Raw genomic sequence first — 23,597 nt, forward strand, 5'->3', positions numbered from 1 at the left:
ACCCTTGCCACATCGCTGCCCGGCCCGCACATGCATCGCTCTCGCGACTCGCGACAGCGTGCGGCCAGGCCTCAGATCGCCCACCATCGTAGTGACGTGTGGCCCCTCACCCGGCAGGGGTCTTCCCGGGCGGGGGAGGTGGCACCGGGCCGCCGGCCTGGAGCTGGTATTGACGGGGCGCCATTCCTCCAAGGCGGAAACGGTCACCCGCGACCTTCACTCAGCATCCTCAGTTCACGACCGCGTCGACGCTCCAGGGAGGCGACGTCCGTCGGGCACACCGGCTAGCTTCATCCTTGACCTGTGCGGCGGGGCTTCGGGGTGGTTGACCTCTACGCAGAGAAGGCAGTCGAAAACGCTTCAACCTGCCCGTGAACGAGCCCGTCACCTGCGGCGACTCGCTGACAGTGTGCGAAGGGTGCAGCCCATCGAGGGCTGGGCACACGCCGCCCCCAAGGGAAGCTTGCAGATCGACCTTCGCGACGCAGAAGATCTCCGCCCATCGGTGCAGAACGACGAAACCGCTGGTGCTCGCTTGCGCCTGGACCAGCTCGGTCAGCGCGTCGATGAACGGCTGAGCGGCCGTGCCCGGCTCGATCGCGGCGGCAGCCTGCTCCAGGCGCTCTGCCGCGGCAGGGAAGACGCCTTTGGCCCACTCGTCCTGTTCCTTGACGCGCCTGGAGCTCGCCTCCCAGTCGATCTGCATGATGGTCCACTGCGGGCAGTCCGGTGTGTGCCACATCTGGATGGGCAGCCCCCTCTCGACGCAGGCGTTCTCCGGGCTCGGGCCCACCTTGCAGTCCAGGCACAACTCGCCTTCCGTCTTTGCGAAGCCTTCCATCGGGCATGCTCCCCTCGCCTGGAAAGCCACAGGCGCTGAACGGCTGACCAGAGCTTCGCCGTGACCGCTTCCCGCACCTCTCGCGGCGAGCTGGGTCGACGCGGAAGGCGGCCGGTACTCTGCAGCGCGGCTGCGAATGGCAGGGCTGAGTCAAGTGGATGCTGCCGGAGCCGATGCTGAGCACTCCCGTACCCGCGCCGGAGCTACGGCCGGGCTGGACGGGAGAACCCAAGTGGGACGGGTTCCGGGCAGCCGTCGTGGTCGACGAATGTCCGCGTGAGATTGGCGCAGTTGTGGACAGTGGAAAACGGTCACGGTTACCGCGCGGTAAGCACCCCCCCCTCGTTGCCTGCACTGCTCTTGAGGGCGTGGAGCGAACAGCAGACCGCAACCTCCCCGACCGCATGGCGCTCTTGCGCGGCTGGCGCGACCTCGCCCGCGACGTCCAGACCGCCATCTGAAGAAGGCGGCCCAGCACAGGAGCCTCAGGACGGGTGATCAAAGCGGCGCCGCGTTGACAGCTGGTACTCGGGAACGTGCCCCGGCTCCCACGTGCGGGGCGGCGGCGGGCAGGACCGGGCGGGTACAGGGCTGCGGCCGTCATGGCGCCGCTGGCGGGGCGGCGAGGTGGCGGCGGGGGCGTTTCCTGTACCGCTCCTCGTCGAAACCTGGCGGCTGCCCGCCGCGTGAACCCTTGCGCAGGCGGCCGGCCCGACTGCCCGTCGTTTCCGGGACCGTGTGCCCAATCCCGCGTCTGCGCAGGTACTGCGGTTGAACTCGTGATGTCGCCGGGTTGCTCAGGTGAGTCTGATTGTCGGGCCAGTTCTCGACGAGGCAGCCGTCTACGACCAGACCGCCGACCGCCGCCGATTACCTGGTGCGGTCGTCGTACTCTTCGCGGGCGGTGATGACTTCTTCGGATGTGCAGCAAGGACCACTCCGTGAGCGCCTTCAGCGGTTCCCGCAGCGTCTGGCCGAGCTGGGTGAACTCGTCCGGAACGGGTCCTCCCGGTTCGGCCAGCTCCGGCAGGCGCTGGCAGGCGTGAGCGCGAAGATGCTCACTCAGACGCTGCGCACCTAAACGCGACGGGCTGGTCAGCCGGACCGTCTACCCAGAGGTGCCGCCGCACGGGGGGTATGAGCTGACCGCGCATCACTGTCTTGATCCGCTCCAGTGTCCAGCGCTGGTCCTCCCAGCCGTGCACTGCCGGCCCCTTGACCAGTTCCGCGTCCAGCTGCGCGAACTGCTCCAGGCTCAGCCTCGGCAGACGATGCCGGCCCCTGCGGACCGCAGGGCCCGCGGACCGCCCTCCTTCCACTTCTGCCGCCACCGTTGTACCGAGCGGACGTTGATGCGCAGGGCCTTGGCGATGACCGAGCTCGCCGGACAGCCCCGAGACGCCGGCGATGTCTGTCCCGGCTCCCGCCGCCGGGCTGACGGCGGCGAGACGCGGCGGCCCCGGCCGACGCGCAACCGGCTGAGCGCGCCCCGATCCCCGGCCGCGGCCGCGCCATCCATCCCGCCCGCCCCTTCCTCCTTCACGCAGCCGAGGGACATGGGGTGACGGTAAGAATGCTGTCACCAGCCGCAAACGAGGGGCGTCACGTCCGGCGACGTGCGGCGGGGTCGCGTTCGGCGACGTGTCGAGCGACTGCGTCGACACCTGGACGGGCGTACCGCTCCAGGGAACGGACGGAAGCGTGCCTGGACCGGGCCAGCAGCATGGGGGTCGATGTGCCGCCCTCCGCGTCGTGGGTGAGGGCGCTGTGGCGTAGCCGGTGCAGCGTGAAGCCGTCCAAGTTCTCGGTGTCCTCGGGTGAAGCGAGGGGGTTGGCCAGCAGTCGGGTGTTCTCCTCGAAGATCTCCTCAGCCCGGCGGTAGGAGAGCCGGGCCCGGCCGGTCTCGGGGCACACGTCGAGCGTCGGCGTCCCGGCCGGGGCCCTGCGGTCGGTGAGGAACAGCGGGCCGCGGGTACGGCGGGCGATCAGCCTGGGCAGCAGCTGGGCGGTGCCGGACTGCCAGTGAATCCAAGCCGTCGCCCCGCCCTTGGCTGTGATCTTCCCGCGCTTGTCCTGCGGGTACAGGTCTTCCACGTTCAGGCACAGCACCTCGTCCGCCCTCGCGGCGGACTCGTAGAGCATCTTCCAGAACGTCTTCTCCCGCAGCAAGACGTCCAGGCGCCACAGGGCTGCGATCTGGTTCTCGGCCAGGGCCTTGGTGCGGTCCGGCGGCGCCGGGCGCCGCTCGATGCCGATCGTCGGGTCGCCTTCGATCCAGCCCTGGCGCTGCCACCAGCCGATCGCCTTGCGCGCGATGGACAGCTCCCGGTTGACGGTGTCGGCGTCCATCTCGTCCGCCCGCGCCGCCGCCAGCTCGGCCAGCGCCTCCGGTAGCGCCGGATCGTCGATCGCGGCGACGGGGAAGACGGGCGGCTTCGCGCCCCGGCGGGCGGGACCGGTCGGCGCGGGTTCGCCGGCGAACATCCACCCCCACGTCGTGAGTGAGATCCGGTAGATCCAGGCGGAGGACTTCGCGATGCCCGCGCTGGTGAGGTACCGCTCGACCGCCGCGATGTACGACGCGGGCGGGGCGGACAGGGGTACGACCCGGGCGCGCGGCAGCCGGAGCGCGCCGCGGCCCCCGACTTCGGTCACTGGTTCGATCGCCATGCCCGCCCCGCCCTTCCGATCCTGCCGCAGTAAATGCGTACACCTCGCCTGAGGTGGCCGGACAGCCCGCCGCAGGTCGCGATGATCACCGTAGGGGCTCCGCCGCAGTCAATCCGGCATTTACCGCGACAGATCGTGGGATGGTGTGGGTGTCAGTCGTGCCGCTGGTGGTAGTGGTGGGCGCTGAGGGCAGGCTTCGAACGCCTGGATCACCAGCCCTGCGAAGCGTCGGGATGCCTTGACCTGGGTGGCGGTCGATGTGGCGTGGATCCCTTTGTTGGCCATGAGTACGAGAATCAGGTCGTCCAGGACGAAGTCGGACCGCAGGTGCCCCGCTTCCTTGGCTCGCTGAGCCAGTTCAGCGACTGCTTTCACCGTGTACTCACGGCCTGCGGCGACATCCTTTCACCTCCGGGTAGGTGGACAGGAAGGCTTCGGTGAAGCCCCGATCACGTGCGTGCAGCTCACAGATCTTCTCGATCACCAGGCACAGGCCACGCCACGGATCAGGATCGGCGCACCCCTCGTTGACAATGGCGCGACATTCATCGAGCTGGTCCGCGAAGGCCTCGGCGATCAGTATCTGCTTGGTCGGGAAGCGACGGTACAAGGTGGCAGGTCCCACCCCGGCGCGCCGCGCGACCTCCCGCATCGGCACGTCCAGGCCGTCGGCGGAGAACAGCGCTCGGGCCGCGTCGAGGATGCGTTCGCGGTTGTCCAGCGCGTCGGAGCGCAACGTATGAGGCAAACGGTCGGTCACCACTCTCACCTTATCTAATTGGACGGGGGCGTCCGCTACCGTCCGAGACGTAGAAGCTCTCGTGCTTGAGCGGTCCGAGAACCTGGAGACCACATTGAAGGCAATCTCGATCCAGACGTTCGGAAGTCCTGACGGTCTGGCTGTTGTCGACCTGCCGGTACCCGCACCTGCTGCCAGACAGGTACTGATAGCCACCGAGGCGGTGGGCGTCGGTGGTGTCGACGCCGTGATCCGAAGCGGGGCTCTGGCCGCCTACGGCTTCAAGGAGGGCCACATCCCGGGTGGCGAAGTGGCGGGCACCGTGACCGCGGTCGGTGAGGACGTCGACGCGTCGTGGATCGGCCAGCGGGTGTGGGGCTTCACCGGCACCGGCGGAGGCTACGTCGAACAGGCCGTCGCGCCGGTCGAGCAGATTCTTCCCCTGCCCGAGAGCCTGTCCGCCGTCGACGCGGTGACGCTCGGCAGTTCCGGTGCGGTGGCCCACTTCGGGCTTCGCCACGCCCGTTTCACTCCCGGGGAGACGGTCTTGGTGCGTGGCGCGGCCGGCAGTATCGGGATCATGACAGTGCAGCTCGCGGCTCGCGGTGGTGCCGCCGCGGTGGCGGTCACGACATCGTCATCCGAGCGCGGCGAGCGGCTGCGCCGCCTCGGCGCGACCAATGTGCTGGACCGCTCCGGCGACGGAGGGGAAGAGGCTCCCGCGGGCTATGACGTCATCATCGATGTTGTGGCCGGTGAGGACATGCCGTCGTTCTTCGACAGGCTCAACCCGAACGGCCGCATGGTGGCCGTGGGCGCTGTCGCAGGTCAGCCGCCCGCGGACTTCGGCATGAGGATCATGGCGGCGTTCCAGAAGTCGATGTCCTTCGCCGCTTTCAGCGCAGCTACCGTCACCCCAGCCGACCTGAGTGCCGTACGCGGCAAGCAGTTCGCCGCTGCCAGCCGTGGCGAGATCGAAGCGGTGGTGCACGAAGTGCTGCCACTGGATGAAGCTGTGCTGGCGCACCAGAAGATGGACGCGGGTGAAGTCTTCGGCAGGATCGTGCTGACACCATAGCCCCCGCGCTCTCTCCTCCGGGGGCGCCTGGGGCATCCACGGGCCGCCCGTCATGAGAGACGCCGGTGCGGCCCTCTCTCGGTGCTGCACAGGCGCAGGTTCACTCGTTTTCTACGGTGGTGCCGCCCGTTCGGCCGGGGCCCGGGGGACCGGAACGGAGGCCTCTGCGAGGTTGAGGCGGGCGCCCATGTCGAGGTTGACCTCCCCGTAGGGGCGGACGTGGGACCAGAAAAAGCGGGGTCAGGCCGCGACGGTCGGCGGGTGTGAGAAGGTCCGCCCACTCCTCTTCGCCGAGGATGTCCTGGAGCATCAGCGTGTTCACGTAGACCAGGGCCGATTGCAGGATGCGCAGGCACAGGACGAACATCTCCTACTCGTCGCGCCGGTTCGAGGCGATCTCTCCGCCCTTGCCGTAGGCGATCACGGAGTTGGCGCCGTTGGAGGACTCCATGACGTTCAAGCCCTCCTCGATCTCCCGCTGAAGATCCCGAAGCCGCAGGTGAGCGTGGACTACCTGAACATCCACAACCGCGTCGCCGAGCTGACCACAAGCGTCCTCTACGACCGCGCAGGCACCGGCTGGAGCTACCCCGCCGAGCTGCCCCGCACCGCCGCCGAAGTCACCGACGAACTCGCGAACTGCTCCACACCGCCGGCGTTCCCGGCCCCCACCTGCTGATAGGCCACTCTCTGGGCGGGGCCTACGCGCGCCACTAGGCCAGGCGTTTTCCCGGTGAGGTGGCCGGCCTGCTCCTGCTCGACCCCTTCCATGAGGACATGGCGACCCTGGTTCCCCAGCAGGTACGGGAAAAGCTCGACGAGATGCTGGAGCAGATGGAGACCCAAGAGCCGGCCGAGCCCACGCCGGAACAGCTGGAACAGTCCCGAGCCCAGATGCTCCGGCATTTCGCCGCCTGGCCGGAGCCGGTGCGCGAGCCCTTGGTCACACGTCACCTCGCCACCTGGCGGGTGGCCTCGCGCGAGAACCGAAACCTCTACGACGAGGTCGCCAGCGAGTTCCGGCAGGCCCCGACCACCCCCGACGTGCCGCTGATCGTGCTCACGGCCATGGGGCACGACGCCACCCAAGCCCATCTGTGGCCCGCGGAACTGCTGCGTGAGATCACGAGGGCAAGCGCGCCCTGCATGCCGAGCTGGCCGCCGAGTCCTCGCGCGGCGAGCAGAGAGTCCTCGACGACGCGGGGCACGGGTGGCTGCACGAGGAGCGGGCGGACGCGGTGATCCAGGTCGTCGAGGACCTCATCGCGAGGGCGCGTCGATGACGGCACCACCTACCCGCTGCACACCCTGCATCTGACTCCGTAGGCCACTCCTCCGTCAGGCCGAAGAGACAAGACCTCATTACGGATATGCCAGGATTCTTCCATGTGGAAGATCGCGCAAAGGAGGCGGCGTCGGGCTCAACTACCTGCTCGACCGCCGATGTCCGCGGCCAGCGCCGCATAGATGTACTCGCTGCCCCAGCGATCCCCGTCGAGGTCGTTCTCCACCAGGTGCGCCTCCCGACGCATCCCGAGGCGCTCACAGACCCGCACGGACCCGGTGTTCTCCACATCCAGCCGTGCGTAGAGCCGATGCACGCCCAGTCTGTCGAAGGCAAACCCGGCCAGCGCCCTGGCCGCCTCCGTCGCATAGCCGTGCCCCTGATGGCGTGGGTCAACAGTCCAGCCGATCTCGGCCTGGGCGGCGCGTGCACTGGCCAGGGTGAGCGTCACCTCACCAAGGAGGCCGGGCTCATCACGCCGGCACACAGCAAGCGCCAGCTTGTCCCCGTCGGCGCACCACACCGAGTGCGCCGCGCGTTCGGCCGCGACCTGCTCGCTGCGCTCCCGCGTGTGCGGCGGCCGGTACAAGTAACGCGCCACGCTCGGCAGGCTCTGGTAGGCGTACAGATCGTCGGCGTCGCCGGGAGTGAACAGACGCAGCGACAAACGCGGCGTGGTCAACGGCAACAGCGAGGTGACGTCCATACGGACCTCCGGGATGCGGACGTGGGTCACGATGCGGAACTGATCGTCGCACCACGACGGACGGGCAGCCACGCCTTTTCAACAGCAGCGCCCCGACAGCCACACTCCACCACGAGGCCACCACCAGCAGTTGTTCACTTACCCACACGCCTAGCAAGTTGGACGAGGGGCTCCGCCAGGGCCGAGCATCTGTGGAGGCCTATCTCAGCAGCAACGGTGATCACAGTGCGGTCGGTGTACTGCTGCGTGGAAAGGGTGAGGTCGTTCACGGTTCGCCCCTCCTATCAGGGGGGTCGAGCCCATCACACCCCTGCGCGGGGGCGTCAAGCGCGCGGCTTACACGAGGGCCGCGCACAGCCAAGCAAGACCACCCGCACCCAGCCCTGGCCACCGTGGTGGCCCGTGCCGTCACTACAAGATGACCGATAGTACTCAGACGGACCGGTTGGCGGGCGCGGCCTCCAGGCGGCCCAGGCACTCGTAGAGAGCCCGCACGAGCCGGGCTCGGGTCTGGGCGCAGTGTGCGTGCCCTGGATCGGTTGGGAGAGGCGGCCAGTGGCTTCGCGGAGGATGACTTCGGCGAGGGCGCCGCGGCCGTCGTTCTTCGGCAGGGCGGCGGCGTGGCTTCGGCGACGACGGCGCGGGCGTGCCCGGTCAGTTGGAAGGCGATCTGCTCGTAGTCGGCGGGGCGTGACGGCGCTGCGGGCCCTGCGGGAGTACCGCACCGACGTGGAAGCCCTCGACCTCACGGCCGAGCGGCTGCGCCGCCACCCGTCCGTGAACAACCTGTAGATTCCGATTGGAGATGTCGTTGTCCATGTGATTCGTCATCAACTTGTCGTCCTAGTCGCGTCGATCCGAGGCGGGCCGTCCGCGGAACGGCCAACCCGCCGACCACGGACGACAGGAGCGCTATGCGCCTATTTATCCCGGCTTGCGTAACGACGGATGCCCTCCACGCTCCCGTCCATGTAGTCCCGCCAGCGCAGGTACTTCTGCACCACCTCGTACCGGCGCTCCTCGGCCTCTTGAGCGTCCCTGGCACGTAGATGCCACATGACCAGCGCATCGGTCATGAACTGCTTACTGCGCCTCTCGGCCTCTTCCGCCACAGCTTGGGCAGCGTCCGCGAGTATCGGATCGGTCAACCGACGCGCCTCACCCCACACCTCGGCTACGCGACGCTTGACGATCCTGTTCAGCAACTCCGGATCGACTCTCTGCCGCAGCATGGCCTCATGATCTGCAGCCGCCATCCGGCGACGAGCCCAACGAAACACGGATCACTCCCCCCACGACAGGTGACTGCATTCTTCCCCCGCAGTCCCAGACCTCATCCAAACTGTGTCGGCTGAGCAATTCGACAGATCGACTGGACGAATCCGCTGACGCACCGTCCAGACGCGGCACGAAGCCGCAGGTCAGTCCAACGCCGGACGACAGATCAAACCGGAACCTACACAACCGCGCACGCCGGACGCGAGCAAGGGCGACGGTCAGTAGGAGCGGGGGCCGTCCTCGGTAGCCCGAACAGGAGTCCCGTAGCCGTGCGGCTTGTCGCCCTTGTAAACCGGCTCACAGCTGTACTTGGAGGCGACGTTCAGCGGCGCAAGGATGGCCTTGGGAATGTTGTTGCACAGCACGTACTCGGGGCTGAAGTTGCCGAACAGCACGCGTGCCACGCCGTCACGAGTGATGATCCCCGTGCTCGGTGTCGCGTCGAAGGTGACGTAATCGCCGGAGAATGACCAGGCAGCCTTGTCGCCGACGGTGACTTTCCACTGGACCTTCAGGCCCTCGTACGTGGTCGTGCAGGTGGCCTTCGTGCCCTCCTTCGACGACAGACCCTTGGGGCACTCTCCCGTCGTCTTGCCCGGGGCGTGAGCCATCTTCAAGGTCCGCTTCTGCAACTCGTAGGCAACCTGCTCATTGAACGGCGCCGAGTCGGCGGGCGAAGGCGAAGGCTCCAGATCGGGGCTGCTGCCCGGGTCGGTGAGTCTCTGCGTCATCGTCACCTTTGCCGGCGCCGATGCCTTGGCGTCAGCATCACTCGAATCAGACTTCCCGCCCCCGCATCCCGTCGCGAGAAGACCGGCCGCAGCCAGGGTGATAACAAGCTTCAATCGCATGTTGATCACTCTAGAAGGTCGGGGGATCACGCCCGGTGCGCGGTCGGTTCTGTGGGACCCGCGCGTGCCGGCGGCACGCCCGGGAACAGCGACGGCTCTACCCGATCGGGCGGCACGCCGGACGATCAGGCCCTCTCGAGGCTCGCTTAGGATCCGCGCGTGGCACACACCTTCGAAGAACTCGTGGAGATGCAGCGGGCCTCGGACGCGGCGCAGGCACAGGTCGAACGGCTCCGGGACCAGTACGGGCCGCCCACCCGTAAGGCGTGGAGCGAGCAGCAGACCGCAACCTACGAGACGGCCTGGCGTGCCTGGCGCGACCTCGCCCGCGACGTCCAGGCCGCCATCACCGAACACGCCCAAGCGGAAGGACAGTCGCGGACCGAGGCAGAGGCTGACGTGCAGAAGACGGCCCGGCACCCCGAGCAGCCCGAGCCTCAGGACGGGTGATCAAAGCCGCGCCGCGTTGACAGCCGGTACACGGGAACGTGCCCTGGATCCCACGCGCGGGCCGACGGCGGCAGCAGATGGGCCGGGATCTCGTTGCGGTGCCGGTGCATGATCTGCCGCAGCGCGCGGCCGCGGACCGGGTACGGGCGATGGGCCATGATCCCCAGCTCGGCAGACGGCTACGACTCCTTGGGCCAGGTCGTCAACGTCTCGCCGGTGTCCTCGTCGACCAGGGTGATGCAGACGCCGTGGAGGTTGCCGTACTCGCCGATCCAGCCGGAGAACTCCGCCACGCGATTGTCTCGCCGGCCCACCGGCCCTGCATCACCGCACGGCCGCCTGTGGTCAGGGTGAGGTGGTAGCGCTCGACGGGCATGCCCTCAGGATGGCAGGCGCCTCTCTCGCCTCTTCAGACGGCGCTTGCTCGGTGGCCGGCGGAGCGTTTCCTGGTCAGGGTTCGCACGGCCTGTCCGTTTGAGAGCTGCCGCGCGGCCGTGTCGGGCACGGCAGGGCCCTGCGGATGGAGTTCCCGGTCAGCTCGCGCCGCGTCGGGCCGCCGCGCGGATCGCCGCCTCGGCCTCCGCCAGACCGTCGATCAGGGACGGTTCGTCGAGTCCCGGTACGCACACCACCCGGTCGCCGTCCAGCGCCTCGAGTGAGGCGTCCACGACTTGGCCCACCGGCATGCCGCCTTCGGCGTGCACGGCCTGGTCACCTGCCGGCACCGGCTCCTGCCCGCGGGAACGATGGAACTCGGTGGCGGTCAGCCCCGGGCACAGCACCTGGATCCTCAGCGGTGTGGCGGCCAGCTCGGCCGCGAGAGTGCGGGTGAAAGTGACGACGTAGCCCTTGGTTCCGCCGTACACCGCGCGCTCGGGCAGCGGGTGCGGCGGCAGCGAGCCCGCGAAGGCCAGCTGCGAGGCGACGTTGACCACGGTGCCGTCACCGCGCGCCAGCATGCCCGGGACCGCGGCCCGGGTGAGAGCGGTGACGGCCAGGACGTTGATGTGCAGGACCTTCGCCAGCAAGTCCGGTTCGAGCTCGGCGAACGGGCCGTACCCGTTGATACCGGCGTTGTTGAGGAGGAACCCGATGTCGTCGCCCGCCGCCCGGCTCATCACCCGGGCCAGGTCGTCGGGCACCGACAGGTCGGCCACCAGGGTCTCCGCCGTGGTGCCCGTCTCCTCGCGCAACCGCCGGGCGAGGTCGTCCAGCCGCTGGGCCCTGCGGGCCACGAGGACCGTGTCCCATCCCTGGGCGGCGAGGCGCTCCGCGTAGGCCGCGCCGATGCCGGAGGATGCGCCCGTCACCAGGGCCGTACCGCGTCGTGTGCTCACCTGTGTGCCGCCTTTCAGCCCGTCTGACCTGCAGTGTGCGCGTGCAAACACCGTTGTACCAGCCAACCACCGCGTCCCGGACGCCAGGGCCGCGCCGCTCGACGAGGTTCGCCCCACGGGCCGGTCTGTAACGGAGACACGACCACCAGCGATCCCCGAACGCCCGCATCTGAGGAGAGCGTCATGACCACCGCCTACACGTTCGACGTCTTCTCCAGCCTCGACGGCTTCGGCGCGGCCGGCGGCGACTGGACCGGCTACCGGGGGCAAGCAGGGCCCCGAGCTGCTCGAACACCGCCTCGCCCACTACGGCGAGAAGCAGCGGATGATATTCGGGGCCACCACGTACCGGGCGTTCGCGCAGATACCGGCGTCGAGCACCGAGGAGTCCGAGGTGCGCGACCCGTGGGTCACACGGACGCGGAGCCTGCCCGCCACAGTGGTGTCGACGACCCTGGAGGAGCCGCTGGACTGGCCGGACGCGGGGAGGTTGCCGTACTCGCCGATCCAGCCGGAGAACTTCCGCCGTGCGGTCGCCTCGCTGGCCCACCAGCCCTGCATCACCGCACGGCCGCCGGCGGTCAGGGTGAGGTGGTAGCGCTCGACGGGCATGTGACCTGTCGCGGCGAAGGTTGAGCATTCTCACCGAAGTTTGAACGGTCGATGTGACGGCCCTGCACTCCGGGTCCGTCTGAAGCGCGTTTGGGTCAGCTGTCCAGCTGAAGCCGCTCACGTTCGTGTGTCTCACCCAATCGACGTTTGTCGGCGAGTGGATGAATGGGTCTCGCAGGAGGCGGGAGGCTGCCCTGGTCCTGACCGTGCATCAAGGTCAAATCAGTGCCCCAGCCGTCAAGAACGTCACCGTGCCCAGCAGCGCGGGCTGCCTGATCGATCCGCGCGAACAGGCTTCGCTGTGAGGCGGGACTGCCTGTAGCAAGAATGCGGTGGAGCTCAGGGAGGAGCTGGTCGACGCCCCATCCAGGCTGGCTCAGCGGGTGCTGCTCAAGTTCCCACCGAAGGTACTTGTTGCTGGTGCAGAGCGAACAGCACCTCAAGAACGTAGGGGATGCTCTCAGCGGCATCCAGATGGGCCTCGGCGTCTCTTCCGTCCCGGCTGCTCTTCAACGAGCGATAGACGGAGTTGATGTAGGCGTCCAGGAAGGTGTCGACGTGGCTGTGGGCCTCTTCAGGGGCGAGGGTTCGCTTGCTGTCGAGGATGTCGGCGATCTTGCCGTCGAGGCGGTCCAGGACCACGCGAGCGTGAACGTAGGCGTATCGCATCCAGCTGAGTGGATGGCCCGGCAACCCGCAGAAGCGGAAGTCCGCAAGCGGCATGACAGCCAGGTCCAGGTGTGAAGATCGGAAGCCTTCCAGCTCCTTCAGCAGGTCCGTGCCGTCGTCTCCGACGATGACATGGACGTCGTAGTCGGAGTGAATCGTGGGCATGCCTTCGTGGACCTGGGAGCCGCTGAGAATGAGCCCGACCACCCGGGGATCGACGCGCGCCTGGGTCAAGAACGCTTCCAGAGTTTCTTCAGGGGTTGAGCCGGCGACGAGGCGGTAGGCACGGGTGATGCCGTGGGTCATGACGATCTCTCCATGCGTAGAGGCGATCCCCACCACGTCCGGGGCGAAGTCCAGCAGCATTAGCCGGTCGCGCTCCAGCCACGACTCGTAACCACATGGTGGCTGGTCGTCACCGCGTAGTACCAGCCGGGGAAACTGCGGTCCCCCTTGCTCCAGCCGAACCCGCGTACCGGCGGCACGTCCTCGAACCGAACGCTCCACCCGGCGCCCAACGCGGTCCGACGCGCTTACGTTGGCCGAGTGCCCGGCGAGACATGCGCGGGGCTCAGCCCATGGCGGTGTCCGGATCGCGCAGAGGAGCTCTCCGCCGGACTGACGGGGAGCTGAAGGGGTGGCGGACCCGCGTGTCGCGCGTGCCGGACAACGACGAGTCCGAGGGCGCCGATCTGGTCTTCCACGCCGTCCTGGTAGCGCTGGTGACGCTATCCGACATGGCCGTGGAAGATCATTCGGGTGAGCGCGTACCAGCCCTGGGGCTAGCCTGTGCACCTTGATCGCCGCCGGTAGCCGGGCCCGTCAGCCAGTCTCAGGATCTTGAAGATCTCGCTGAGCCATGGTGGAGGATCGCGTCACCCACCGAGGTCGGGTGACCGTGGCGCGGAAGTATCCGCCTCAGGTTGCAGGCGCGGACGGCTCCGGTATGGATAGAGCCGCTGATCCGGGATGTCCTCCTGCTGTCGCCTCGATGCGTGCGAGGTTGCTCTGCCTGCGGGACGTGTGAGGCCGTGGTCTTCAGCGTAATTGCACCGCCACATCTAGTGGTCTGGCAGCTTCGCCTGCTGCGTCGCGTACGTGAAGCCGGCGAGGTGTGAGCACGCCGAAGCCGATGTCGCTGTAGAAGGCTGTGCCGGCGACGCGCGCCCAGCTCAGGGCCCTTCCCTTTTCCGACCGGAGGAGCGTTCCACTGGCTGGAACACCCGTTGAGCCGTTCGGCGGTACGGGTTTGTCTGGAGAAGGTCGCTCTTCGCGGGCTCGTCACCAGCGCGGTCGCGAGCTCCACCGACGAAGGGGCGACTGCAGTTACTGGAGGCACCCCATGTCATACCTCTTCGTGCTCGACCTGTGGCCGACGGTGCGCCCCGACTCCGAAAGGTTCATCCGCACGGCCATGCGCTGGCACTTCGGCTCGGACACCGGGTCGGCGTACTGGCTGAAGCGAGCCGCCGACCATCCCTTTGACCCGCTGACCGACGTGAAGGAGGTCGAGGATCTCAGGCTGTTCCCGGACCGCGTCGACGAACTGCGCCAGGTGATCGACCAGTACCACATCGACTCAAGAGTGCTGCCCCAGGGCCCCGGCCACTCCAAGATCCTGATCACCGTCAGCGTGGGCTGGCACGCCTATCCGGACACGGTCGTCAGCTCGCCGGTTAACCAGAGGATGACTCTCGTCCGGAAGGTGGGCAAGTGAGCAACGAGGCTGTGTGGGTCAGGGGCGTGACGGGCATTCAGCTGCACCACGTCACCAATCTTCAAGATGCGCGGCGATTCCTGGGCAATGCCATCATGGCGCTGAACGCGGCGCATGTGAGAACCGGCGACGCCAGGTTCTCCGGCTTCGCCGAGCAGCTCAAGGGCATGCTCGCCCAGGCGGGCACCCTGGAAGGCGAGGCCCGGGCAGGCATGCAGCAGCTGCACGCTATGGACCCCGAGCGCTTCACGCGCTGCCGGGAGGGCGAGGAGCCGTGGCCGGACGAGCTCCAGGCGGGTTTCGTCCCCCGCCATACCTGCCGCGACGAGTGCCTCTACCACGACCACGAGGTGCTGGACGGAATCCTGCAGTGCACCTGCGGCCGTCCCCCGTGCCGCGCCTGCGCGATCGCCGGCACTCCCTGAGCTTGCGTCCATGGGACCTGTCACATCCACGAAGCGGCGCAGCAACCGGGGTGGTCGACCAGGTGGGACGGCATGTACCAACACCACCGGCGTCCTGGTGGAGGGTGGCCCAGCCCCACTGGCGCGGGCCCTGGCCAGGCGACTGTCGATCATCCCAATCTGCCCCCGCAGGACGACAAGGCGGTGCTCCCGGTGCAGCCGGTCGAGGTGACCGCATGGGGCCAGCGTTTCCGGGGTCATAGCAGGGGCCGTGCAGCTGCCGGATGCGGCCGCGATGGAAAAGCGGGCTGGTCGTATGGGACGCCGCAGGCCGCCTCGTGTTCGAGCGATTGCAGAACCGGCTTGCCCGGCTCGGTGCCGGGGCGATCCGAGCGGCGCAGGCGTGGCATGACACAAGAACAGTACGTGGGCCATCTCATCGCCCGTCTGGAACAGCTCGTCGCAGCCGAGGGCGCCGACACGATCGCCGCGTTCATCGCGGAACCGATCCTCGGCGCGGGCGGAATTATCATCCCCCCGCCCGGTTACTACGCCCGTGTACAGGAGGTTCTCGCCCGGTATGACATTCTCTTCATCGCCGACGAGGTCGTGACCGCCTTCGGCCACACAGGGTCCATGTTCGCCACCGCCGAATTCGGGCTCAGCCCCTGACCTGGTCACTCTGGCGAAGGGGCTCTCTTCCGCTTATGCACCGATCTCCGCAGTCATGGTGGGGCAGCGGGTCATGGACACCATCGCCGAGGGCTCCAAGAGCATCGGCGCCTTCGGTCACGGCTTCACCTACTCCGGGCATCCGGTGGCCGCGGCCGTCGCGCGCGAGGCCCTCGCCGTCCTCGTCGACGAAGACATTCCCCGTCACGTACGGGACACAGCACCCCGGCTCATGGAATGTCTCGACGTCTTTCGCGGTGCGGAGGCCGTCCGTGACGTCAGGGGCTACGGATTCGCTGCGGTTACTTTCACTGCGGGCGTCGGAGGCAGGAAGGAAGGCGATATGAGTGCGGCCGTCATGGCCAAGGCGGTCGACAACGGTCTCCTGCTCCGGGCCATCGGCGACACCGTCGCCTTCGCACCGCCGCTGGTCACCACCGCCGAGGAGATCACGGTGATGGCGGACCTGTTCGAGAAGTCGTATCGCTCGGTTCTGGCCGAGCCTCGTGGCGTGTCCCGGTAGCGCCGACGGCGAACGAAACAATGGGAGGGGTATGGCACCAGGCACCGGCCGATGGGCTGTATCCGTCCAGCGCCGTGCGCGCGAACGTCGTCTGCCGTCAACACCCGAGGCGACGCATGTCGGAGAGGATCCTGGACGCGACCCTCTCCAGAGGACGCTTGAGGGACTCGACCTCCAGGTTGTCCGGCCGAACCAATGTGACGACGCCGGTGCCACCGGACGGGAGGCAGACGGGCGCAGCGATGCAGTTGCACCCCGGGTGCACCTCCTGATATTCGGCGGCCAGTTGTCCGAAGCGGAGTGCGCGCCAGATTGCCGAGGCCGGGTGGACGGCGGCCAGCCGTTGTTCCGCCGGGGGCATCACACGGCGGAAGTGCGGTCCAAACCAGCACCACAAGGTCTCCAAGGTGTCCCCGGACTGCCGGTGCAGGAACAGGGTCGCGCCGGTGGCCTGTGACAGAGCTTGCAGCCGCGGACGCGCAACCAGCGCCACAGGCGAGGGCTGGTGCGCCGGCCGTGCCAGATCACCGAAGCCCGGCGCAAGTGCCCACTTGTGATCACGGCGCGTCACGATACCTTCCCGGGCCATCTGCTCCAGAAGCCTGTGCGCGGTGGTCTTCGGTATACCCACCACCGACGCCAGATCCGTCACGCCGACCGGCCGATGCACCTGGCTCAGGACACGTACGAGCGCGAACGTGTTGTGCACCACTCCAGCGGGGGTTGCTTCCTCGCTTGTCACCGCGGGGGCAGCGGTGGAGTCGTCGGTCATTTATTCGCTCTTCCGACGGTTCTTGACTCTTCCGACGTCGGCCTGTCACAGGAGGCGGGTGCGGCAAAAGCACACCACCACAGTTATCCTCGGCGCCGACGCCGAAAACTTGATACACGTGAGAGGTTAGTGGAAGGTGCCCCGGCGGGCGAGGGGAGGATCTTTGCATTGTTTAGACAATGTCGAATCAATGCGGGATCACTATCGAATGACCCGAAACGGCGGTCGCTGTGGGTGAGGGAGTCGACGCTGACTGCCATATGGGGGGTTCTGAGACATGAGGTCAGCGGCCCGTTCGGCAATGGCGAGTACCGCGGCGTTCGTGTTGGCTGAAACGATGGACGGCATGACGGAAGCATCTGCTACACGCAGACCGTGGACAGCGTGAACTCGCAGGTGATCGTCTACGACGGCCTCTTCATCGCTTCCGATCCGACAGGTACCGGCGTAGTGAAAGTAGGTGGTGAGACTTTCATGTACATGCTTTCGCAGGGCTGATGCATCACGCAGGCCGGGGCCGGGAAGCACTTCGGATCCCCGCCACGCGGAAAGAGCACGTGCCTCACCGATCTCGCGGGCACGTTGCAGACCCAGTACCAGGGCCTCGACGTCGCGACTGTCTCTCAGGTAGTTCGGGTTCACCAGCGGCGCCACATCCGGCTCACGACTAGCGAGGCGCACCCACCCTCGACTCCGCGGCGTCATGAGACTCACAGCGATCGAGTAACCCTCCGCAGGCCCGTGCAAGGCGGGACTGTGATAGGGGAGCGTTACGAACAAAGCCTGCAGATCAGGCCACCCGGTCAGTTCGCTGCGCCACAGGACACTGGCCTCGCCATGATTGTTGCGGCTCACCGGGATCGGTGCCGCGGCGCTGTAGACGATGCTGGTTTGCGGGTGATCCTGGAAGTTGGCTCCTACTCCGGGAAGGTCCACTACCACGTCGACCCCTACATCCCGCAGATGCTCCGAGGGCCCGATGCCCGACAGCATCAACAGGTGTGGTGAGCCAATCGCCCCCGCCGCCAGAACCACTTCGCCCGAGCAGTCGACCGTCACCTCTTCCCCGCCCAGGGAATAGCACACCCCGACGCAACGGTCACCCACCATCCGGAGACGATGGACAAAGGCATCGGTGACGACGTCCAGGTTCGATCGACACAGCACGGGCCGCAGGTAGGCATCCGCCGCGCTCTGCCGACGTCCTGCGACGATGGTGAGATCGTGAAGGCCCGCCCCCTCCTGCAGACCGCCGGCAGGATCGGCGGCACGCGCATGTCCGGCCTCGACGGCCGCTTCCACGCCTGCCACTGATACCGGATGGGGCCGGGACGCCGGCGCCACCCGCATCGGCCCGTGCACACCTCGCACAGACGGATCGCGCCCCTGAGTACTTTCGCTGCGCCGGAAGAAGGGCAGCAAGTCCGCGAACCCCCATCCCCGGGCGCCGGCCTGGCCCCAGGCGTCATAGGAGGAATGGTGCCCACGCAGGAAGACCATTCCATTGATGCTGCTCGAACCGCCGATCCCCCGCCCCCGCGGCAGCGGATACGACACACCCGTGGCCGCCTGCGTCACAGACACATCGTTCCAATCCGCGGAAGACCCCATCAACGACACCCACGCCCGCGGCGTCCGCACCGGTGCCTCGATCTCCGCGCTCCCTGCCTCGATCAGCAGCACTCGCACTGCCGCGTCTTGCGACAACCGAGCCGCGAGCACACTCCCGGCCGTCCCCGCACCGACCACCACATAGTCGTAACCAATGACACAAGCCATGATGAAAGGACCTTTCTGATACGGTCCTCTCGATACAACCCCGCAGGCCCGTTCCTCCCCAAGCCTGTGCCAGTCAGCGGAACAGCCTCCCCAGTCCGCTTGGCCCGGCCCTGAACAGCGCGGCGGCCTACGACCTCGATGCGCTGACGGCCTGACCGGTGTCCCGGCCCCACGAACAGCGCGTCCGTCTCTTGAGGCGGCGCCGCGCACACCGGGGGCAGGTGGCGGGGTGCGCCTCCCAGCTGTCAGCCGAGGGGGAAGGACGTGGCCGTGAGCCGTGCGAGAGGTCCCAGAGCTCGGCGGCAAGGGCGGCGTCCTGGGCGGTGGCGCTGCGGGAGACCAGTGTGGGCCGGCCGCGCTGTCCGCCCCGGCCTACGTAGGACGTCGGTCTTCGACGCCCATCCCGGCAGGACCGTCAAGGCTCTCTTCAGGCGAGGCGCCCCCCAAGCGCACCGACGTCCGGCGCCGACATCGAGCGCGACATCCGAACCTGGCTCGCGGACTGGAACGAACACCCCAGACCCTTCGTCTGGACGAAGACCGCCGACGAAATCCTCGACTACAGGCCCCGCACGGAGCCAGGCTCGGCGTCGGTGAGACCCACTCCGATCTGCACCGAGCACGCGGAGCCAGGAGGCGTCAGCTGTACGACACGGAAATCGGGACTGGACCCGTAATCCACGTCCAGGTGGAAACCCAGACGCTCGGTGTAGAAGGCCAAAGGGCGGTCGACATCGGTCACAGGGAGGATGACGACTTCGAGCGTGTAGTCCATCTGATCATTCTGGTCAGTACCGCGCGACCCCGCCACCTTGCGAGCATGCACGATACGAATGATTTGCCCAGGGAAAACGAATGGACACAGTCCTTCCGCGCCGGTTCCACGATTTCGAAGAGTCTCAGTGAATGCACCACCAGATCCATGATCACGAAATCGCGGCGGCACCGGCCCGGAACTAGGATCGGCCCCAAGGAACAGATCACAGAGCCAGAAAAGCTACCCGGCCGGCCACCCCGCAGGAGGTCCGCAATGGCCACGCTGCTGTCCGTCAACGTAGGCATGCCCAAGGATGTCTCCTGGCAGGGAAGGACCGTCCGCACCGGAGCCTGGAAGGTCCCCGTCCAAGGCTCACGCATGGTCCGGCGGCTGAACGTCGAAGGAGACGGCCAAGGAGACCTCGCCGGACACGGTGGCGAAATCCGCGCCGTCCTCGTCTACCAGCTGCAGTCCTACCAGTACTGGCAGAAGCAACTCGGTCGTGACGACCTGACCTTCGGGATGTTCGGGGAGAACTTCACCGTCGACGGACTGCCCGACGACGACGTGTGCATCGGCGACCGGTACCGCATCGGCCAAGCCGAATTCGAAGTCACCCAGCCACGCGTCACCTGCTATCGCGTCGGCATGCGCCTGGGCGAACCCGCCATGGCCTCCCTGCTGGTCGCCCACCACCGCCCCGGCTTCTACCTGCGCGTCATCAGCGAGGGACACGTCCAGGCCGGCGACGAGATCACCCTTACCCGCAAGGGCCCGGAAGAACTCAGCGTCGCCGACACCGACGCACTGCTCTACCTCCCCGGCCGTGACCCCGCGAAGCTACGCAAAGCCCTGGACATCCCCGCGCTCAGCCCCGGATGGCAGCAGTCCTTCCGCGAGCTCGCCGCCGCCCAACAACCCACACAGGAGCCGGGATGGCCCGGCGAACGCGCCACCGCCCAACAACCCAGAGAGGCGCCAAGATGGCCTGGGTTCAAAACGATGCGCGTCGCACGCATCGTCCCCGAGACCCCCACCGTCTCGTCGATCTACCTCAAGACCACTGACGGCACACCCCTACCCGAGGCCCGCCCAGGCCAGTACCTCTCCCTCCGCCTACCCGTCGCCGACGCCGCCCCCGCCGTGCGCACCTACTCACTCTCGTCCACTTCCGAAGAAGGCACCTACCGCATCAGCGTCAAGCACGAACCCCACGGGAAAGTCAGCAGCTACATCCATACCAGGCTTCTCCCAGGGGACCTATTGGGCGTCGCCAGCCCTCGCGGAACGTTCGTACTCCAAGAAGGCACCCGCCCGATCGCTCTCATCTCCGCGGGGATCGGTGCTACTCCGGTGCTCGCCATGCTTCACCACCTAGCCGCCAAAAGAGATCCACGGCCTGTCTGGTGGATCCACACCGCACACGACCGCGCCCACCACGCCTTCGCGGACGAGACGCACACGCTTCTCGGGCGACTCCCCAACGCCCACGAGCACATCTATTACACCTGCGAAACCGCAGGCCCCGAAAGGTCCTACATCACCCAGGGCCGCCCTACTGCCTCATCCCTCGCGGTCCTGGGCATCCCCGCCGACGCCGACGCCTACCTTTGCGGACCGCCTGCCTTCATGGACGACATTGCCGGCTTCTTGCGCGATCGCGGCCTGAGCCCCGAGAGGATCCACACGGAACAATTCAGCGCCCTCCCAGCCATCAACCCTGGCATCGCGCCCACTGGCGCCGTCCGGCCGCACCAACCAGCCGGTCCCAGGGGCACCGGCCCCCTCATCACCTTCGCTCGCAGCGGCGTCACCACCCCATGGTCACCCGCACATGCTTCCCTCCTCGATCTCGCCGAAGCCTGCGACATCCCCACACGCTGGTCCTGCCGCACTGGCGTTTGTCACACCTGCATCACTCAGCTCGTGGCAGGTGACATCACCTACACCACCCCGCCCCTCGAACTGCCCGAGGCCGGGACCATCCTCGTCTGCTGCAGTGCACCGACCACCGAGGTCGTCCTCGATCTCTAATGAGCTGGCAGCTGTCGAAATGCGATCTTGCCGAAGCCCATCGAGCCCTCTTCAGCGCCCCATACCACGACGCCGAACGCAACGGCGGCTGTCGGTTTACGGGACATGCCGCTTACGGGGCAAGCCGCTGCGGTTGACGATTAGCCGGTCGGCGAGGACCTTGAGCGCATCCGCGCGGCCCGTGACCCCTGGACGGCCTTGAGCTCGCTGCGGACGGCAGCCACCACCAGCTTCCGGGCAGCAGGGCGGTCCAGGCGGCGCGCCCGCACCAGGCCGACCGGGGCCAGGAGGGCATGCAAGTCCTCCGGCGGCAGGGACACACCTCAGTGCTGAGGTACCACTGCGACCGGGCAGACGGCGTGACGGAGCACTGCATGTGCCATGCTCCCGAGGGCAGCCCGAGGGGGCCGCGCCGTCGTGGAGCGCCAAGGGCGAGGAGGTCGGCCGTGGCCGAGTGGGCGAGCAACACGTGGCGGGCGGAGCCCTCCGTGATGACACGGCGCACCGGCATGTCGGGATGATCACGTTCTGCATCGCACAGAGCACGGTCGAGCATGGCCGCTGCCTGATCCTCGTGTTCGTGCGCGGGGTTCCCGACGAATAGGGGATGCGCCTGGGCCCTGTGGCCGGGGCGACGCCAGGTGTGTATGGCTTCCAGGACGGAGTGTCGCGCCTGGGCCTCGTGGAGGCGAAGCGGATCGCCGCAGCGCCGCTTGCGGGGTCGTCCACGCCGACCACGATCGGACCATTGGCTGGTTGCCGGTTCTTTCGGGGGCAGCGTACGACGACGACGGTGCAGGGGGCGCGCGTCGCCGAGGAGCGGCTGACCGAGCCCAGCAGCGTACCTGTGATGGGTCCTCTTCCCCGGCAGCCTGTGACGACGACGGTGGCGCGTCGGGCCTCGCGCAACAAGGTGGCTTCGGTGTCCTCGTCAACGAGGGTGATCCGGACGCCGTGGAGGTTGCCGTACTCGCCGATCCAGCCGGAGAACTTCCGCCGCGCCGTCGCCTCGCCGGCCCACCAGCCCTGCATCACCGCACGGCCGCCGCCAGCACTACACCCTCCACCTGGACCGTCCCCTGCCCCACCCAGCAGAATCCCACCTGCCCGTCCGGGAACTCCTGGCCCTCCCGCCGGAGGGTGTCTTGCCGCTCTCTGTGGTCAGGCTGCGCCGACCGCCGGAGGACCTCCCGCCCCCGCACCGGCGGGGCGGGGGCGGGGGAATGAGGCTGGCGCCTTCTGACCAGCGCGGTGACCATCACCCACGCTCCAGCCGGGCCAAAACCGTCCACGCCCGCTTTCCTCGGCGACGGGCTCATGTCCGGGCCAGCGTTTCCTACCTGCGGCCCCTGTACGGCGGAGGATTCGCCGACTCCTGGCCGACGACATGGGCGGCCATCGAACTGTTTGCCCGCCGCGGCACCTGGGAGAACGGGTGAACCGGCACCGCCGGCGCCCGCGTCGCGCACTGCCATGGTGGACCTGGCGGCAGACTTGGATCCTCGGTACTGCGCTTGCCGCCCTGGCGCTCGTGCTGCGCCGCCCCTTGTAGAAGACCCCGGCTGGACCGGAACGGGACGTCACATCCCCTGGCCCAGCCGGCCGGACCGTCGGCCCGCGCCCCCCTGTCGCCGGCTGGCAGTCCCTCACCCGGTGCCCCTGGACCGATACCCCCGATCGGTCCAGGGGCACTGCCCTATCTGCGGGCGCCTCGGCGGCGCCGCCCCGCGCCGGCGCGGGGCGGCCCCGCGGCGCGCGGGGCGGGGGGGGCGGGGGCGGCGGGGGGGGGGGCGGCGCGGGGGGGGGGGGGGGCCGGCCCCGCCGGGGGGGGGGGGGGGGGGGGCGGGGGGGGGGGCGCCCGCGGCCGCGGCCCCCGGGGGGCGGCGGGCCGGGCGGGGCCCCGGGCCGGGGGGGGCGGCCGGGGGCCGGGCGGGGGGCCCCCGGCCCCCGCGGCGCGGGGCGGCGCCCGGCGGCCCGTCCCGCCGGTCTCCCCCGTCCCCGTTCTCCCGGTGCTCTCGCCGCTCTCCCCCGCCCCGGCCCGCTCCCGCGGCTGCTGCGTCCCCATGACCGCCTCCTGCGCTCGTGTCGTCCGTGCGCGCCGATCGTAGGTGCGTGGGCATGACATCCGGGAGACCTCGCGCCGAACACGGCGCCGCCGCCCGGTGTCGCGCGGATGACGACCCCGAGGCCGGCCGCCCGGGACGCGCACGCGGGGTGCGCGCCGCCGCGGGGCAGAGGGGCGGGCGCGGGTGCCGGACACGGACGGGCGCGAGCGGGACGGGTGACGATCCGTAATCTCCGTCACAGCCCTCCGGCCGTGTCGCCGTCGGGCGACGGCAGGGACGTGCAGGTAAACGTACGTCAACAGTGTGTAAGAGGTGGTGAGCCCGATGTGCGCGCGCACCCGCGCCGCGAGTATCGTC

The 23,597-nt window shown here is 68.3% G+C and carries 22 protein-coding genes and 4 pseudogenes; 11 read left to right on the forward strand and 15 right to left on the reverse strand.

Going from position 1 to position 23,597, the window contains the following annotated elements; all coding sequences use genetic code 11:
* Window positions 1–229 precede the first annotated feature (229 nt).
* Window positions 230–841, reverse strand: coding sequence for a hypothetical protein (locus GV126_RS35580; protein WP_185947057.1), 612 nt, complete (start codon window positions 839–841; stop codon window positions 230–232).
* Window positions 842–1,748: 907 nt separating this feature from the next.
* Between GV126_RS35580 and GV126_RS01215 the strand changes: the two genes are divergently transcribed.
* Window positions 1,749–1,922 (forward strand): winged helix-turn-helix transcriptional regulator, encoded by a 174-nt coding sequence (locus tag GV126_RS01215; protein ID WP_236569828.1) that lies wholly within the window; start codon window positions 1,749–1,751, stop codon window positions 1,920–1,922.
* 70 nt (window positions 1,923–1,992) lie between these two features.
* Here the strand turns inward: GV126_RS01215 and GV126_RS37560 are convergent.
* The 3 genes and pseudogenes from GV126_RS37560 to GV126_RS01235 all read right to left on the reverse strand — a co-directional run.
* Window positions 1,993–2,222: pseudogene (locus tag GV126_RS37560) on the reverse strand (helix-turn-helix domain-containing protein); the annotation flags it as partial.
* A 221-nt stretch (window positions 2,223–2,443) separates the two neighbouring features.
* Complete coding sequence (locus GV126_RS36095) at window positions 2,444–3,511, reverse strand: tyrosine-type recombinase/integrase (protein ID WP_236569829.1); 1,068 nt, start codon at window positions 3,509–3,511, stop codon at window positions 2,444–2,446.
* Between the two features lie 120 nt (window positions 3,512–3,631).
* Window positions 3,632–4,271 (reverse strand): annotated as a pseudogene (locus tag GV126_RS01235) (TetR/AcrR family transcriptional regulator).
* 94 nt (window positions 4,272–4,365) lie between these two features.
* Between GV126_RS01235 and GV126_RS01240 the strand changes: the two are divergent.
* Window positions 4,366–5,328, forward strand: coding sequence for a zinc-binding dehydrogenase (locus GV126_RS01240; RefSeq protein ID WP_185947093.1), 963 nt, complete (start codon window positions 4,366–4,368; stop codon window positions 5,326–5,328).
* A gap of 370 nt (window positions 5,329–5,698) precedes the next feature.
* Here the strand turns inward: GV126_RS01240 and GV126_RS37565 are convergent, their stop codons facing one another.
* Entirely contained in the window at window positions 5,699–5,854 is a 156-nt protein-coding gene (locus GV126_RS37565) for a Tn3 family transposase (protein WP_201299906.1), read from the reverse strand.
* Between GV126_RS37565 and GV126_RS36105 the strand changes: the two genes are divergently transcribed.
* Window positions 5,828–6,007 carry a hypothetical protein gene (locus GV126_RS36105; protein WP_236569830.1) on the forward strand — a complete coding sequence of 60 codons (180 nt, stop codon included), beginning with the start codon at window positions 5,828–5,830 and terminating at the stop codon, window positions 6,005–6,007. The two genes, GV126_RS37565 and GV126_RS36105, sit on opposite strands and share 27 nt — an antisense overlap.
* 98 nt (window positions 6,008–6,105) lie before the next feature.
* Window positions 6,106–6,570 (forward strand): hypothetical protein, encoded by a 465-nt coding sequence (locus tag GV126_RS36110; RefSeq protein WP_236569831.1) that lies wholly within the window; start codon window positions 6,106–6,108, stop codon window positions 6,568–6,570.
* A 179-nt stretch (window positions 6,571–6,749) separates the two neighbouring features.
* Here GV126_RS36110 and GV126_RS01255 read toward each other — a convergent pair whose 3' ends face one another.
* From GV126_RS01255 to GV126_RS01265, 4 genes and pseudogenes are all read right to left on the reverse strand, one after another.
* Window positions 6,750–7,319 carry a GNAT family N-acetyltransferase gene (locus GV126_RS01255; RefSeq protein WP_159673181.1) on the reverse strand — a complete coding sequence of 190 codons (570 nt, stop codon included), beginning with the start codon at window positions 7,317–7,319 and terminating at the stop codon, window positions 6,750–6,752.
* Window positions 7,320–7,751: 432 nt separating this feature from the next.
* A pseudogene (locus GV126_RS37570) lies at window positions 7,752–8,007 on the reverse strand (restriction endonuclease); the annotation flags it as partial.
* A gap of 232 nt (window positions 8,008–8,239) precedes the next feature.
* On the reverse strand, window positions 8,240–8,551 hold the full coding sequence (locus tag GV126_RS01260; protein WP_159662029.1) for a hypothetical protein: 312 nt from the start codon (window positions 8,549–8,551) through the stop codon (window positions 8,240–8,242).
* Between the two features lie 264 nt (window positions 8,552–8,815).
* A complete protein-coding gene (locus GV126_RS01265; RefSeq protein ID WP_159662030.1) occupies window positions 8,816–9,448 on the reverse strand; it encodes a hypothetical protein in 633 nt (210 codons plus the stop codon).
* Between the two features lie 159 nt (window positions 9,449–9,607).
* Between GV126_RS01265 and GV126_RS01270 the strand changes: the two genes are divergently transcribed.
* Window positions 9,608–9,898 carry a hypothetical protein gene (locus tag GV126_RS01270; RefSeq protein ID WP_159662031.1) on the forward strand — a complete coding sequence of 97 codons (291 nt, stop codon included), beginning with the start codon at window positions 9,608–9,610 and terminating at the stop codon, window positions 9,896–9,898.
* A 533-nt stretch (window positions 9,899–10,431) separates the two neighbouring features.
* On the opposite strand, the gene GV126_RS01275 is transcribed toward GV126_RS01270, so the two are convergent.
* Complete coding sequence (locus GV126_RS01275) at window positions 10,432–11,235, reverse strand: SDR family NAD(P)-dependent oxidoreductase (RefSeq protein WP_159662032.1); 804 nt, start codon at window positions 11,233–11,235, stop codon at window positions 10,432–10,434.
* A 183-nt stretch (window positions 11,236–11,418) separates the two neighbouring features.
* Between GV126_RS01275 and GV126_RS36120 the strand changes: the two are divergent.
* Window positions 11,419–11,719 (forward strand): annotated as a pseudogene (locus GV126_RS36120) (dihydrofolate reductase family protein); the annotation flags it as partial.
* A 518-nt stretch (window positions 11,720–12,237) separates the two neighbouring features.
* Here the strand turns inward: GV126_RS36120 and GV126_RS01285 are convergent.
* Entirely contained in the window at window positions 12,238–12,882 is a 645-nt protein-coding gene (locus GV126_RS01285; RefSeq protein WP_328707319.1) for a hypothetical protein, read from the reverse strand.
* A gap of 976 nt (window positions 12,883–13,858) precedes the next feature.
* On the opposite strand from GV126_RS01285, the gene GV126_RS01295 reads away from it, so the two are divergent.
* The 4 genes from GV126_RS01295 to GV126_RS37070 all read left to right on the forward strand — a co-directional run bounded on the left by GV126_RS01295 (window position 13,859) and on the right by GV126_RS37070 (window position 15,832).
* Window positions 13,859–14,233 carry a hypothetical protein gene (locus tag GV126_RS01295; protein ID WP_159662033.1) on the forward strand — a complete coding sequence of 125 codons (375 nt, stop codon included), beginning with the start codon at window positions 13,859–13,861 and terminating at the stop codon, window positions 14,231–14,233.
* The gene (locus GV126_RS01300) at window positions 14,230–14,658 is read left to right on the forward strand and encodes a hypothetical protein (protein WP_185947059.1); all 429 of its coding nucleotides are present in this window, start codon (window positions 14,230–14,232) and stop codon (window positions 14,656–14,658) included. Before GV126_RS01295 ends, GV126_RS01300 begins: the two co-directional genes overlap by 4 nt.
* 405 nt (window positions 14,659–15,063) lie before the next feature.
* Entirely contained in the window at window positions 15,064–15,309 is a 246-nt protein-coding gene (locus GV126_RS37065) for an aminotransferase class III-fold pyridoxal phosphate-dependent enzyme (RefSeq protein WP_268977479.1), read from the forward strand.
* Window positions 15,310–15,352: 43 nt separating this feature from the next.
* Window positions 15,353–15,832: an aminotransferase class III-fold pyridoxal phosphate-dependent enzyme gene (locus GV126_RS37070; protein WP_268977480.1), complete on the forward strand. Its 480-nt coding sequence runs from the start codon at window positions 15,353–15,355 to the stop codon at window positions 15,830–15,832.
* Window positions 15,833–15,929: 97 nt separating this feature from the next.
* Here GV126_RS37070 and GV126_RS01310 read toward each other — a convergent pair whose 3' ends face one another.
* The 3 genes from GV126_RS01310 to GV126_RS01320 form a co-directional block, all read right to left on the reverse strand.
* Complete coding sequence (locus GV126_RS01310; protein WP_159662034.1) at window positions 15,930–16,604, reverse strand: helix-turn-helix domain-containing protein; 675 nt, start codon at window positions 16,602–16,604, stop codon at window positions 15,930–15,932.
* A 201-nt stretch (window positions 16,605–16,805) separates the two neighbouring features.
* The gene (locus tag GV126_RS01315; RefSeq protein WP_159662035.1) at window positions 16,806–18,383 is read right to left on the reverse strand and encodes a GMC family oxidoreductase; all 1,578 of its coding nucleotides are present in this window, start codon (window positions 18,381–18,383) and stop codon (window positions 16,806–16,808) included.
* Between the two features lie 559 nt (window positions 18,384–18,942).
* Window positions 18,943–19,158, reverse strand: a complete 216-nt coding sequence (locus GV126_RS01320; RefSeq protein ID WP_185947060.1) for a VOC family protein — start codon at window positions 19,156–19,158, stop codon at window positions 18,943–18,945.
* Between the two features lie 255 nt (window positions 19,159–19,413).
* Between GV126_RS01320 and GV126_RS01325 the strand changes: the two genes are divergently transcribed.
* On the forward strand, window positions 19,414–21,174 hold the full coding sequence (locus GV126_RS01325; protein WP_159662036.1) for an MOSC and FAD-binding oxidoreductase domain-containing protein: 1,761 nt from the start codon (window positions 19,414–19,416) through the stop codon (window positions 21,172–21,174).
* Window positions 21,175–21,270: 96 nt separating this feature from the next.
* Here GV126_RS01325 and GV126_RS37415 read toward each other — a convergent pair whose 3' ends face one another.
* Entirely contained in the window at window positions 21,271–22,206 is a 936-nt protein-coding gene (locus GV126_RS37415) for a universal stress protein (protein WP_159662037.1), read from the reverse strand.
* Window positions 22,207–23,597: the final 1,391 nt, after the last annotated feature.

This window comes from Streptomyces mexicanus (assembly GCF_902506575.1).
In the GTDB taxonomy this organism is placed as follows: domain Bacteria; phylum Actinomycetota; class Actinomycetes; order Streptomycetales; family Streptomycetaceae; genus Streptomyces; species Streptomyces mexicanus.